Raw genomic sequence first — 13111 nt, 5'->3', positions numbered from 1 at the left:
ACCACCACAACGTAAGAAAGGTGTACGAGCCATGGAAAAGGTACCTATGACGCCGGAAGGTTATGTGATGCTCACAGAAGAGCTTAAGCATCGCACGACCGGAGAACGCCCGCGCATTATCGCAGCCATTTCCGAAGCACGTGCTCACGGTGATCTTTCAGAGAATGCGGAATACCACGCAGCGAAGGAACAGCAGAGCCTGAACGAAGGCCGGATCAACGAACTGGAAGCCCTTCTGGGACTTGCAGAAATCATCGATCTGACCAAACTCAGCGGCGATACTGTCAAATTCGGTGCAACCGTATCTCTCATTGACGAAGATACCGAGGAAGAAAAGAAATACATGATCGTTGGCGATGTTGAAGCTGACGTAAAACGTGGACGTATTTCTATCTCCTCTCCTATTGCACGCGCACTCATCGGCAAGTCTGTTGGTGACAGCGTCGAAGTGACTGCTCCAGGTGGCGCACGCGGTTACGAGATTACTGAAGTCCAATTCGGTTAAGTAAATTGTAGAGCTGAATTCAGCATTTCAGGACCTCTCATGAACTGAGATAATCCTTGCTGAATTTTCAGAATCTTATGATTTCAAGAAATGAAAGTGCCGCTCTGAGCGGCATTTTTTATGCAATCCACACGAGTTATCCACTAATTACAGAGCAAATAATCGGTTCTTCGATAAGTTAACGGATTTACTTCAAAAATCTGAAAAAGCAACAATACCCTGCGACAATCTGGCACGTATCCCTGCCTAAAAAGCTCATATCCAATCACAATCTGCGCTTGCCAACACAATTATAGGTATATATTCGACATTTTGCATGGATAAATCTACCTACTGTTAACCCTTGTAAATGCAAATGATCTCGACAAATTGACGGGAAATTTGCTGCCATGACCACCAATTCATTTTCAGGTCTGAAAAGCCAGCTCGGTTTTTTCAAAATCGATAGTCAGACCATACAAACACTTTCAGATCTCTGGCCCAGTGTTGAGGGCCACTTAACACAGATTTTGAGCGATTTTTACAACCACGTTCAGCGTGATCCGGAACTGAAGAAAAAAGTATCCGGCAAGGTTGATGGCTTGAAATCAGCTCAAGCAAGCCATTGGAAGATCTTGTTCACTGGCGGTTTTGATTCCACCTATATGGAGCGCGTTGACAAGATTGGCCGCGCCCACGTGTACACCGACCTTGAGCCGGATTGGTATATTGGTGGTTATACGTTTATTCTCGAAGAGCTGACCAAAGTGCTCTCCAGCAAGATGCGCTTTTCACCAGGGCGCTTGTCGCGCAGCCTGATCGCTCTTCAAAAAGCAGTGATGTTCGACATGGGACAAGCGGTCTCCGCCTACCATCGTCACTACACAGAGGAGCGCGATGAGCGCACCCACCAGCTTGAAGATGCTATCAATGCGTTTGAGCGGACAATCACCAAGCGGATAGAGCAGACAGCAGAAGCAGGCAATCGCGTCGAAAACTCTGCACTCACTCTTCGCGAAACATCCGAGCAAAGCAAAATGGCTGCAGAAGCTGCGAGCCAGTCTGCAGACTACACAGCCTCTGATGTTCACTCCGGTGCGGCAGCTGTTGAAGAGATGTCCGCAAACGTTGCCGAAATCGGTTCGCAAGTGACCCGCTCTGCAGAAACAGCACAGACTGTTTCCAAAGATGCAGAACGCACCAACGATACTGTCCTCGGTTTGCAGACAGCAACCAACGAGATCGGCGCTGTGACTGAGCTCATCAGTGCAATCGCAGAGCAGACCAACCTTCTGGCGCTCAACGCAACCATTGAAGCAGCCCGTGCAGGTGATGCAGGTCGCGGCTTTGCAGTGGTGGCAAGCGAAGTGAAAGACCTTGCAAGCCAGACAGGTCAGGCAACCGACGAGATTGCCTCCAAGATCAGCGCGATCCAAAGCGAGACACGCCGCTGCGTAGAAGAAATCTCTGCAATCTCCCAGAAGATTGAAGAGGTGAGTTCGACAGCGACAGCAATTGCTGATGCAGTGGACCAACAGGCCATCGCAACCAACGAAATCTCTTCAAGCATTCAGTCCGCTTCTCAAAATGCGAAGGGCGTGACAAGCGAGTTGAGCAATATCCTTGCAACTGCAGACGAATCCAAACGCGCTGTTGCCACAGCAACATCCGCTGCGACAGAGCTCAGCCAGCAGAGCGAAGCAATTTCAGAAGAAATCTCTCATTTCTTCTCAAGCATCCGCTGCCTTTAATCGTCACGGCGACAATTCAAGAACACCAGAACGGCCTTCCACGTGAGGGCCGTTTTTGTATTTGCAGTCCAGAGCAGCAGCTCACAAAGTCAACCAAGACACGTCCCTCTAACACCAAGAAGAAAAACAAAAAAAGGGAACGTCATGTCCATCAAATTCAAACTGGTTGATGAAAGCGGCCTGCCCGACACCACAGCACATGTCTGGGTCGCAGGCTGGATCAACGGAGGGTCACAGAAACACTTCAAGGTCTTGGAAGGAAACAATTTCACAAGACCGAGCACGACAAACGCACCAACCAGCGTTTCATTTCAAAAGCTCTCCGATATCGGTGATGTAGTGTTAGAGGACAAAACCAACGGTGATGACCGCTTCCTGTTTGTTGTCTCCAAAGACAAGCCGCAGGACCTCACAGTCACAAACAACAATCCGATTCAATACACTCAGTACCCTTATGCCAACACACCGGGCGTAGAGGCTCCCGGCCCGTTTGACGTTTTCGAGTTTGGTCTGGATGCTCAGCTGAACCTGTCCGCGGTGAGCGGTTTTGGTCTCAACCTACGTTTTGATGTTGAAGGCTCGGACGGCCCGCAATATGGCATGCGCAAAGATGTGACACGGGCTCAGATTGCCGAGGCCTTCACAAAGTTCATGAGGAACGAAGCAAAGGCTGATCCAGCCGCCGCTCACTTCCTCCCCCTGCTCTACTCCACACCGCTCACAAAAGGCGGGTTCCAACCGCCCCTCGTGGACAATCAGTTCTTCGCCATATGTGATCCCAACGACTGGCTCGCCTCAAAATCCGGCAACTACCAGAAAACAACAGATGATCCCCTGGCGACCTATTGGGATGACACCCTCAGCCGCTTCTTTTCGCCGGGAAACGTCTTGAGCATCAATCTCGGTTCAAAAGCGGTTCCTCGTTTGTATGAAGGAGGCTGCACCACACAGACACAATCTGGTTCAACCGAGCAAACCCAAGTCTATACGCTGACAGGCCCAGCTGGCACTTTCCACTTCTACAAGCCGGAAAGCGGTCTGACGAGCAGCCAATATGTCTTCCAGCAATCCTTTGGCGTTGGTTTAACTCCGGCGGGAGCTGCAGGAGATGCAGGCCTGCTCCAGGACAGCATCTGGGAAGCGCTGTGCCGCGGTGTAGCACTAGACGGCGTATTGACCACCGAAACGACAGAAAGCGCGCAGGCAGCCTTTAGCACCTCAAAATGGAACGATTGGAGCAAGTGGTACGAGGCAGGCAAGACATGCCACTATTACTCAAAGTTCTTGCACTACAGCGACAGTGATGGAAACGACTCACGCCTTTCCGGCAAACCATCCCTCATGCTCAATCAGGCAGCCTATGGCTTCAGCATGGATGAAAATCCGGTCGGCCCCTATGACGGCCCTGAAGTTCCCTCGAAAACGAACGAAAACATAAAGTCAGGCACAGTTACAATCACAGTCGGTAAGTGGATGTAACCACGCATAAAAAAACGGCCTTCCTACGCGAAGGCCGTTTAAAAAGTTTCTCCCGGATAAGCCCCGTTAGAAATACTCAGGCTTATCAATCGGCACGTTCGGCTCATCCTTGATACGGCGGATGGTCAGTGCAGTGCGAACGTGATCCACATTCTTTGTGGAAGTCACATCGCGAATAATGAAGTTCTGGAAGGTTTCCAGATCTTTAGCCGTACAGCGCATGATGAAATCAACTTCACCTGACACCATGTAGCTCTCCCGAACCAACGGCCATTCCTTGACTTGCGCTTCAAATGAGACGAGGTCATTCTCTGTTTGGTTATGCAATCCAACCATGACAAAGGCGGTGACTTCATATCCCAGTTGTTTCTCATCAAGTAGCGTACGGTAGCCGCGAATGAGTCCTGCTTCTTCCAGGGCTCGAACCCTGCGCAAACATGGGGGCGCAGAAATTCCTACACGACGAGCCAGCTCCACATTGGTAATGCGGCCGTCTCCCTGCAGCTCCTTCAAAATTTGCCAGTCGATCGAATCCAGACGCGCTTTCAAGCTCGTCTCCTTTGCTTGTCCTATTGGATTAACAGTTAACCTGTTTTACAACACTGCCTAAAACACGAAGTTAGGCGAAATGCTAGTTTATTGCTTATTTGCGACAGACTATATCAACAAATAGCATTTTGCAGACACTTCCCGAAAGCTGGGGGAACAAAATGTCGCAAAACCTGTGGGTTTTAACAGATGGCAAGATCGGAGACGTAGCGCAATGCATCGGTGTAGCCGACGCTTTGGGACTGCCCTACGAAATTCGATTAGTTGCCCCCCGCAAGCTTTTTACCTACGCAATGCCTTGGGGACCAATCGATCCCAAAGACGCACCACACAAACCAGAAAGCCCGCTTGCACCCCCATATCCCGCGGTCGCGATTGCATCCGGGCGCAGAGCGGTGCCCTACTTACGCGCACTAAAGCGGCTTTCCAAGGGCCAGACCTTTACTGTTTTCCTCAAGGACCCAAAGATCAACAGCAAATTTGCTGATTTTGTCTGGGCGCCGGAACATGACGGAATTTCTGGGAAAAACATAGTAACAACACTTACGTCACCTCACCGTTTCTCAGCGCAAAAGCTGCAGGACGCGCGCGACAACCCACTTGAGGCAATCGCAGCGCTGCCAAAGCCCAAAGCAGCTGTCCTGATTGGCGGCAATTCCCAGCATCACACCTTTACGCCCGACAATATCAACACGCTTCTCGCCGCACTTAAAAACCTGTCGCACACCCATTCGCTCATGATCACCTGCTCCCGCCGCACCCCAAGAGAGCTGGCAATGCAGTTGCATGATCTGGGCAGATCAGAGGGTCATCTCTTCTGGAATGGGGAAGGTGAAAACCCCATCGCCCAGTACCTGGCCAACGCAGAAATCACAGTGGTTACAACAGATTCCACCAATATGGTGGGCGAAGCTGCAGCCACTGGAAAGCCTATCTACGGCTTCCGCCCAACAGGCACTCACAAAAAGTTTGATAGGTTTTTATCAAGAATGGAGGATTTGGGAGTACTTCATCCCTTCCCCGGAGACATATTAGCACCTACTTATGAACCGATAGACGCAACACCGGATATTGCGGATGCCATATCCAAAGCGATTGAACAAAAGCAAACGAGCGGATAGAACCCCTCCCTAACACGGCACTGGTACTATCCAAGCGCGCACGAAATTTGAGGTTCTGAGGAAATGACTGTTAAGCACACCAAACTCCTGATCGTAGGCTCCGGCCCTGCTGGCTACACCGCCGCAATCTACGGCGCACGCGCTATGCTGGAACCGCTTCTGGTCACAGGTGTGCAGACTGGCGGTCAGCTGACCATCACCACCGACGTTGAAAACTACCCGGGCTTTGCCGATCCAATTCAGGGTCCTTGGCTGGTTGAAGAAATGCGCAAGCAGGCAGAAAACGTCGGCACCAAGATCGATTACGACACCATTTTGGAAGCAGACCTCTCCAAGCGCCCGTTTGAGCTGAAAGGCGACAGCGGCACCCTTTACACCGCAGATGCCCTCGTCATCGCAACCGGTGCACAGGCAAAATGGCTCGGTCTGCCTTCAGAGGAAAAGTATCAGGCTGGCGGCGTCTCCGCATGTGCAACTTGTGACGGTTTCTTCTACCGTGGCAAGGAAGTTGTTGTGGTTGGTGGCGGCAACACCGCCGTTGAAGAAGCGCTCTACCTCGCGAACCTGGCAGAAAAAGTCACGCTGGTTCACCGTCGTGATGCCCTGCGCTCCGAAAAGATCCTTCAGGAACGCCTCTTCAAAAACGAAAAGATCAACGTGGTCTGGGACAGTGAAGTGGATGAAATCCTCGGCACTGAAAACCCAGCTGTTGTGACTGGCATCCGCCTGAAAAACCGTAAGACCGGTGAAACCACAGAAATGTCCACACACGGCGTATTCATCGCTATTGGACACGCTCCAGCGGTTGACCTTGTCAAAGATCAGGTAAAGATGAAGGAAGCCGGTTACATTTGGACCGAAGCTGATTCAACTCAGACATCCATTCCGGGTGTGTACGCAGCTGGCGACGTGACTGATGAGCAGTACCGTCAGGCTGTGACCGCTGCAGGAATGGGCTGCATGGCTGCACTGGAAGCAGAACGCTACCTGGCAGCTTTGGAATCTGAAACCGAAGCAGCAGAATAAGAAACCGGGAAGATGGGGGGAAAGCAAATGCCAGGCCGTTCTTTGGATTGGGACAAGCTGCGAATTTTCCACGCAGCAGCACAGGCAGGAAGCTTTACCCACGCAGGCGAAGCTCTCAACATGAGTCAGTCGGCTGTCAGCCGTCAGGTCAGTGCACTTGAGGCAGAGCTGGGTGTCCCCCTCTTCCACCGTCATGCACGCGGGCTGATTCCAACAGAACAAGGCGAGCTTCTTTACAGAACCGCCCGTGAAGTTCTGCTGAAACTGGAAACCGTTCAGTCCCGCCTGACCGACACCAAGGAAAAGCCAAGCGGCACGCTCCGTGTCACCACCACAGTGGGGCTCGGCTCCACTTGGCTCACCGCCCGTGTCAACGAGTTCGTGGATCTTTACCCGGATATGCGTTTGGAACTCATCTGCATGGATGATGAGCTGGATCTGGGCATGCGTGAGGCAGATGTCGCCATCCGCCTGCGCCAGCCAACACAGCCAGACCTCATCCAGCGCAAGCTGTTTACGGTGCACTTCCACGTCTACGCCTCACCGACCTATATTGAGCGCTTTGGCAGCCCAAGCACCATCGATGATCTGGACCACCACCGCCTGATCACCATCGGTGACAATATGGCCTCCTACCTGCGCGCGATGAACTGGCTTGCAACAGCCGGATTGCCAAACGGCGAGCGCCGCGATGTTTCCCTGCGCGTGAACAACCTGTCTGGCATCAAAAAAGCCGTACAGACCGGCGTCGGTATCGCTATTCTGCCGGACTACATGGTTGAGCCGGGCGCAGGCATCAAACGCGTTATGTCCGTCACACAGGAAGAGCTGCCAAGCTTTGATACCTACTTCGTGTATCCATCCGAGCTGAAAAACACCGCTCGTGTTACCGCATTCAGAGACTTCCTCGTCTCCTATGCAGAACGTTGGACACACTAGGCTGGAACTCTGCAAAAGAACTGATTTGGCTTGATGAGCCAGCTCAGGAGTTTCAACCCTAAGTTTTGCACTGCAAAATAAATAATATTCCAGATCTCTTTTGAGGCCTCTCAGACCGTCTGTGAGGCCTTTTTCACGCCATCTCATCCCGAAATGACAATATCTTACGCAGAGTTATCTTTCTGATAGTTGTCAAATCCTGCAATGAAGTTCCGAGGGTTTTGAGCCCCCTTAAAAATGCATAGCTGCAATGCAAAAATTAAGGATTGCTGTTTCGGCGCTGCACTGCATATATACACCTGCTGTTGATCAGTTGTTGTCACACCTCTCCTCCCAGTGACATCAACATCCGATCAACTGTTCCCCTCTGGAAGGTGATTGCACCCATTAGGTGCTTTATCATTCATCACTTCGAAACCGGACCGCATGGTCCGGTTTTTTTTTGCCAAATGCCAAAGATGACCAAGGGTCTCCCTAAGTCTTTTAGTCAGCAAACCTCTCCAAGCACCTCGCAGCACACAAGGCCAGCAGCTCATCTGACGCGCTATAAAGCTGTTTTGAAAGGTCTTTTGCTGAGCAGTTACAGCCGCTGACAAACACGCATGACATGCTCAAAATCGCCCTGCCTAAAAACAGACCTAGGGTCGCTTACTTCTTGAGCACACTAAAAAATCAACTATCCCAGATACACGCAGAGACATGCGGATTCATCAGGCTATTGCGCAGCACCACCTTGGGAAAACCCATCAGATTCAAGGTATTCCCAACTCACATAAACTAGTAATTTCTGCAACTCTTACTCAAATTAACTATATTTTTCCTAGGTAAATCTTCAAACAGTCAAATTTCACCACCCCTAATCAGCGAAATTACAAATCAGCTTGCATCCTTTACTTATCGAATCATACCTATTGGCAAATATCCGAGGTAATGGATGTGAATGACCTGAGAAAAGCATTTTACACTCTGGTTGCCTGCGCACTTTTCGCAATCTATGGCGAAATCTCCCACGCCATAAGCGAAGCTGACAGAGCGGAACGGCTCGGCAGTCAAATCACTTTGCACATTCCGGCAGAATAACAGCGGCACACTTCGATTCCTCTTTTAACGAGGACAAGCCGCTTTTTAGTTATCCACAACAACCGGCAGGTTATCCTTCCAGTTCAATCCTGCCTAATCCTACAGCTCTAAAAACTCATTGAGTGAATAAGCTAATTCGCCAAACCCAACGCCACATCACAACGCGCACAAAAAAGCCCGAGTGGCTTTGTCGCTCATTCGCAACCAAACCACTCAGGCCTTTTAAAAGCTTATCAGCAAACGTTTACCGATAAAGGTTCTGCCCTTCCAGATCCTTATAAAGGTGCGCCACCTGCTCCGCATAGCCATTGTAAAGCTGTGTTGGCACGCGCTCATCCGTACCCAGCAAACGCTCAGAAGCCTGCGACCAGCGAGCATGCGGCACTTCAGGGTTCACATTCGCCCAGAAACCGTACTCGCTCGGGCCAATCTTCTCCCAGAAGCTGACCGGACGTTGATCAGTAAAGGTGATCTTCACGATGGATTTGATGGACTTGAAGCCGTACTTCCATGGCATCACCAAGCGGATCGGCGCGCCATACTGCTTCTGCAACGGCTTGCCATAGATGCCCGTCGCAACAAACGCCAGTTCGTTCATAGCCTCATCCATGGTCAAGCCTTCAACGTAAGGCCACGGATACCAGAACTGACGCTGGCCGCTGGCCACGTCGGAATCTTCAAAGGTCTCAAAACGGATATACTTGGCACCATTCTGCGGACCAGCGTACTTCACCAGCTCGGATAGCTGGAAACCAGTCCACGGCACAGCCATCGCCCACGCTTCAACACAGCGGTGGCGATAAAGGCGCTCCTGCAAAGGCATCTTGCGCACCAGATCATCAAAATCGATGGTCTGCGGATTATCAACCATACCATCAATGGTGATCGCCCACGGACGTGTCTTCAACGCCTGCGCAGCACCGGAAATCCGTTTATGTGAGCCAAACTCATAGAAGTTATTGTAAACGGATGTCACGCTCTCAGGCGTAATTGCCCGTTTCAGGGTGAAATCAGGGTTCCGCTCAGCTGGGTAGAGATCAAGGGTTGGGTCCTTGCCATCCTGTGCAAACACACTGCTCACCAGACCAGTACCACCAGCTGCCAGACCAAGGCCAACAGCGCCCAAGCCCTTCATAAACCTGCGCCGGTTGAAGAACACATCCTCAGGTGTCGCTTCTCTTTCCGGAATAATCCATTCAGGCCTATGAATAATGTTCATGCTGCCATCTCCAAGCAGGTAAGGGTTACGGTAATGTCTACCAATATTGGCCTATGACTTAGCGGCGAAACCCCTTAAACTTCAAGTAAACCCCCCGTGATCCTTTTCGTGATCACGCGAGGCGGGCACAGGAAGAACTGTCAGACCACTCGGTTCAAAGCCGCCATCAACATCCAATCAGATTAGATTTCTTTAAATTCAGCGGGTTCAAGACACCCTTTCAAACACGCCTCCAGCTTATTCTGAAACGCGCAGCGTATGTCAGACAGGGCAAAGGAACGGCACCATGACAATCGGATTTATCGGCCTGGGCACCATGGGCCTTGGAATGGCCCAGCGCATCAACAAAGAACACGCTCTGAAGGTCTACAACCGTTCTCCGGAAAAAGCCGCCAGCCTTGTCGCAGAGGGAGCGCAACAAGCCACATCCCTGCAAGACTTTGCAAACTGCGATATCGTTTGCTCAATGCTGTCAAATGATGCAGCTGTTGAGGCCGTCTATCTCGCCGGAGACACTCTGGCACTGCCACTGAGAGAAAACAGCATCTCCATCTCCCACAGCACCATCAGCCCACCAATGGTAGACCGCCTCACAGCCGCCCATGAGCGCGCTAATGTCAGATTTCTGTGTGTGCCAGTCCTCGGTCGGCCAGACAAAGCCGCGGAAGGGCAACTGGTCGCCGTCGCAGCAGGCGAACGCAGCACAATGGATGAAGCCCGCTCTGTTCTGGAAGCCATATCCATGCGGCAATTCTGGATGGGCCCAACACCGCGCCAAGCTGCAGTCACCAAACTGGGCATGAACTTCATGATAGCGGCGGCGGTGGAAGCATTGGCCGAAAGCTTCACCCTGACAAGAAAGGCGGGCATAGATCCGGAAACCTTCCTCACACTCATAACAGAAACACTGTTCAGCGCTCCCGTCTATCAAGCGTACGCTCCACTCATCGCCCGCGAGCAAAACCCCTCTCCCGGCTTCAAAACCTCGTTGGGCCTGAAGGACGTCAACCTGGCGCAACAAACAGCTCAGGATCTCAAAGTACCGCTTCCCACAGCAGATGTCGTCGCCAACCAACTCCGCACCGCAATCGCAGCTGGATATGCAGACGAAGACTGGTCCATCCTCGCCCGCCTCATGGCCCAAACAGCATCCCTGCCACCTATTAAGCCTTGATGACAATATCGCAGGAGCACAGAAAAACCCGGAGCATTGCCCCGGGTTCTTTTTCTGTCTCACTTTAGAGCGTATTCCCTAGAAGTGGTTCCGGTTTTTGGACAAGAATACGCGCGCAAGCTTTGGAGTATCAGGCTGGTGCTGTTGCACCCTCAATCACTTTGTCCGCAGCCTTGCCGGAAAGTTCGGCAAGGTGGTCAAAGTTACGAGAGAACGTCGCCACACCAGCTGTTGCAGAGCGCAGCTCTACAATAAGGTCGCTGAGTTCGCTCTCAGGGATCATGGCTTCCACTTCATCCCAGCCATCCCAGTTATCGCGGGCATCAAACCCAAGGATTTGTCCACGGCGACCGGAAACAATCGCATTGATACGAGCTGTGGTATCTGACGGACAGGCCACAACAACCTTATCAACGGGCTCAAGAAGAACCGGCTTACATTCCTTCAAGCCATCTTTCATGGCCAGAATACCTGCCATGCGGAAAGCCTGATCGGAGCTGTCAACGGAGTGATAGGAGCCATCCTTCAGCGTCACAGCCACATCCACGACCGGGAAGCCCAAAGGCCCTTTCTCAAGAGCTTCTTTCACACCATCCCCGACAGATGGAATGTACTGCTTAGGCACCACGCCACCAGTAATCGTGTCGTTGAAGCTGTGCCCTTCACCGCGTGGCATAGGCTGGATAGCCAGCACCACATCGCCAAACTGACCGTGGCCACCACTTTGCTTCTTATGGCGTCCGCGCAGCTCAGTCGTGCCGCGAATGGTTTCCTTATATGGAATACGAGGTTCAAAGCTCTTCACAGACAACCCATAGCGTCCGGTCAGTTTTTCAAGAGCAACACGCAGATGCATTTCGCCCTGCCCCTCCAGTACGGTCTCACCCGTGCTCTGGACCTGGGTAATGCTCAGGGATGGATCTTCATCCACCAACTTGGAAAGCGCAGTAGAGAGTCTGACTTCATCCTTCCGTTCTGTCGCCGTAATCCCCTTGGAAAGAACTGCATCCGGAGTATCAACGACAAACAGACTTTGCGAAGGCTTGGCACCAACACCAAGGGTCATGCCGGTTTCAATGTTATCCAGCTTGCCAAGAGCCACCAGATCACCAGCAACAGCCTCTGTAATCTTCTTCGGCTGCAAACCCTGCATCTGGAACAGACCAGATGGGCGATACTCTTCCCCATGTCTGTCGTAAAGAAGCGCACCTTCCTTCACAGACCCACCAAACAGGCGAGCAACAGAGAGCTTGCCGCCATGTGAAGTGTGGTAGGTTTTCAGCACCTGAAGAATGGCATCATCTTCCTTGAGCCCCAGACGCTTGCGGGTTTCAACAATACCTGGAGCATCATGGCGCAAAGCCTTCAGCAAACGGCGGATGCCATTGCCTTTGATCGCGCTGCCAATAAACACAGGGCAGATTTCGCCGCGCTGCATTTCCTGCACAAGATCATCAAAAATGACCTCACTCTCAGGCGCTTCGTCTTCTAAAAGCTGCTCCATGAGAACGTCATCGTGATCTGCCAACATTTCCATCATGGCATAGCGCGCTTCCACCTCACGGGCACGCTCATCATCTGGAATCTCGATGGTCTTGCTTGGCTTGCCTTCCTGGTAGACAAAGGCCCGCTCCAGCGCCAGATCAATAAAGCCTGTCGCAGTGCCGTCCTCCCAGATCGGGATCTGGCGCAACACCATTGGAAGGCTCGAAGCTGGCTGCAATGCCTGAAGCATCGCGCGCACACTACCTGTTGCCTTGTCTATTTTGTTCAGGAAGAGAACATGCGGGATGTTCCGCTGTTCAAGTGATTTGAGAATGAGTTGAAGAGCTGCTGTCTTCTTTTCATCTGGCTCAGCAACCACAACGGCAATATCTACGCCGTTTAAGACACTGTTGCCTTCGTGAAGAAATTCTACGGATCCGGGGCAGTCGATAAATGTGAAGTGATCGCCCTTATAGGTGCAGGTGGCAATGTTCGCCTCAACGCTCATGCTGTGATCACGCGCTTCGTCACTGCTGTCACCCAGTGAGCTTTTCGCGTCAACACTTCCCTGTCGCCCAATAGCCCCCGTTCGTGCGAGAAGAGCTTCCAGCAGTGTGGTCTTGCCACTTGCGAAAGGTCCAATTATGGCAACCGAACGAGGGCTGCGAACCCTGCCTCCGGCAACTCCGACATGCTTGTCTCCCATGATCCATACTCCCTGTTTGGGTTTGGGAAGCAGACACGGGCGTTTGCGCCATGGCGGCGCAAAATCACACGCGCCTTCCAGAGTATTATAAGACTCTG

Annotated in this window: 10 protein-coding genes; 7 read left to right on the top strand and 3 right to left on the bottom strand. The window is 51.8% G+C overall.

Annotated elements, in window-relative coordinates:
• Positions 1-31: 31 nt before the first annotated feature.
• The 3 genes from greA (at position 32) to DHN43_RS06705 (ending at position 3714) form a co-directional block, all read left to right on the top strand.
• Entirely contained in the window at positions 32-505 is a 474-nt protein-coding gene (gene greA, locus DHN43_RS06715) for a transcription elongation factor GreA (protein ID WP_057461124.1), read from the top strand.
• 389 nt (positions 506-894) lie between these two features.
• A complete protein-coding gene (locus tag DHN43_RS06710; RefSeq protein ID WP_063302587.1) occupies positions 895-2235 on the top strand; it encodes a globin-coupled sensor protein in 1341 nt (446 codons plus the stop codon).
• 144 nt (positions 2236-2379) lie between these two features.
• Positions 2380-3714: a hypothetical protein gene (locus DHN43_RS06705; RefSeq protein ID WP_108818132.1), complete on the top strand. Its 1335-nt coding sequence runs from the start codon at positions 2380-2382 to the stop codon at positions 3712-3714.
• 66 nt (positions 3715-3780) lie between these two features.
• Here the strand turns inward: DHN43_RS06705 and DHN43_RS06700 are convergent, their stop codons facing one another.
• A complete protein-coding gene (locus DHN43_RS06700; RefSeq protein ID WP_057461126.1) occupies positions 3781-4263 on the bottom strand; it encodes an Lrp/AsnC family transcriptional regulator in 483 nt (160 codons plus the stop codon).
• Positions 4264-4424: 161 nt separating this feature from the next.
• On the opposite strand from DHN43_RS06700, the gene DHN43_RS06695 reads away from it, so the two are divergent.
• The 3 genes from DHN43_RS06695 to DHN43_RS06685 all read left to right on the top strand — a co-directional run bounded on the left by DHN43_RS06695 (position 4425) and on the right by DHN43_RS06685 (position 7349).
• Positions 4425-5384 carry a mitochondrial fission ELM1 family protein gene (locus DHN43_RS06695; protein ID WP_063302589.1) on the top strand — a complete coding sequence of 320 codons (960 nt, stop codon included), beginning with the start codon at positions 4425-4427 and terminating at the stop codon, positions 5382-5384.
• A 63-nt stretch (positions 5385-5447) separates the two neighbouring features.
• Positions 5448-6410, top strand: a complete 963-nt coding sequence (trxB, locus tag DHN43_RS06690; protein ID WP_108818131.1) for a thioredoxin-disulfide reductase — start codon at positions 5448-5450, stop codon at positions 6408-6410.
• A gap of 27 nt (positions 6411-6437) precedes the next feature.
• Positions 6438-7349 carry a LysR family transcriptional regulator gene (locus DHN43_RS06685; protein ID WP_057461129.1) on the top strand — a complete coding sequence of 304 codons (912 nt, stop codon included), beginning with the start codon at positions 6438-6440 and terminating at the stop codon, positions 7347-7349.
• A gap of 1324 nt (positions 7350-8673) precedes the next feature.
• Here DHN43_RS06685 and msrP read toward each other — a convergent pair.
• Positions 8674-9648, bottom strand: coding sequence for a protein-methionine-sulfoxide reductase catalytic subunit MsrP (gene msrP, locus DHN43_RS06680; RefSeq protein WP_108818130.1), 975 nt, complete (start codon positions 9646-9648; stop codon positions 8674-8676).
• Positions 9649-9934: 286 nt separating this feature from the next.
• Between msrP and DHN43_RS06675 the strand changes: the two genes are divergently transcribed.
• Entirely contained in the window at positions 9935-10822 is an 888-nt protein-coding gene (locus DHN43_RS06675; RefSeq protein ID WP_108818129.1) for an NAD(P)-dependent oxidoreductase, read from the top strand.
• A 130-nt stretch (positions 10823-10952) separates the two neighbouring features.
• Here the strand turns inward: DHN43_RS06675 and DHN43_RS06670 are convergent, their stop codons facing one another.
• Complete coding sequence (locus DHN43_RS06670) at positions 10953-13013, bottom strand: elongation factor G (RefSeq protein WP_063293954.1); 2061 nt, start codon at positions 13011-13013, stop codon at positions 10953-10955.
• Between the last annotated feature and the right edge of the window lie 98 nt (positions 13014-13111).

The sequence above is a fragment of the Pseudovibrio sp. Alg231-02 genome (assembly GCF_900143565.1).
Classification (GTDB): domain Bacteria; phylum Pseudomonadota; class Alphaproteobacteria; order Rhizobiales; family Stappiaceae; genus Pseudovibrio.
The sequence above is the reverse complement of the archived record's forward strand: the minus strand, read 5'-3'. Positions and strand labels throughout refer to the sequence as shown.

Bases quoted from the DNA above. Each gene is read 5' to 3' on its own strand.
- DHN43_RS06670 (WP_063293954.1), bottom strand. From the start codon at position 13,013: ATGGGAGACAAGCATGTCGGAGTTGCCGGAGGCAGGGTTCGCAGCCCT.
- trxB (WP_108818131.1), top strand. From the start codon at position 5,448: ATGACTGTTAAGCACACCAAACTCCTGATCGTAGGCTCCGGCCCTGCT.
- DHN43_RS06710 (WP_063302587.1), top strand. From the start codon at position 895: ATGACCACCAATTCATTTTCAGGTCTGAAAAGCCAGCTCGGTTTTTTC.
- msrP (WP_108818130.1), bottom strand. From the start codon at position 9,648: ATGAACATTATTCATAGGCCTGAATGGATTATTCCGGAAAGAGAAGCG.
- greA (WP_057461124.1), top strand. From the start codon at position 32: ATGGAAAAGGTACCTATGACGCCGGAAGGTTATGTGATGCTCACAGAA.
- DHN43_RS06675 (WP_108818129.1), top strand. From the start codon at position 9,935: ATGACAATCGGATTTATCGGCCTGGGCACCATGGGCCTTGGAATGGCC.
- DHN43_RS06705 (WP_108818132.1), top strand. From the start codon at position 2,380: ATGTCCATCAAATTCAAACTGGTTGATGAAAGCGGCCTGCCCGACACC.
- DHN43_RS06685 (WP_057461129.1), top strand. From the start codon at position 6,438: ATGCCAGGCCGTTCTTTGGATTGGGACAAGCTGCGAATTTTCCACGCA.
- DHN43_RS06695 (WP_063302589.1), top strand. From the start codon at position 4,425: ATGTCGCAAAACCTGTGGGTTTTAACAGATGGCAAGATCGGAGACGTA.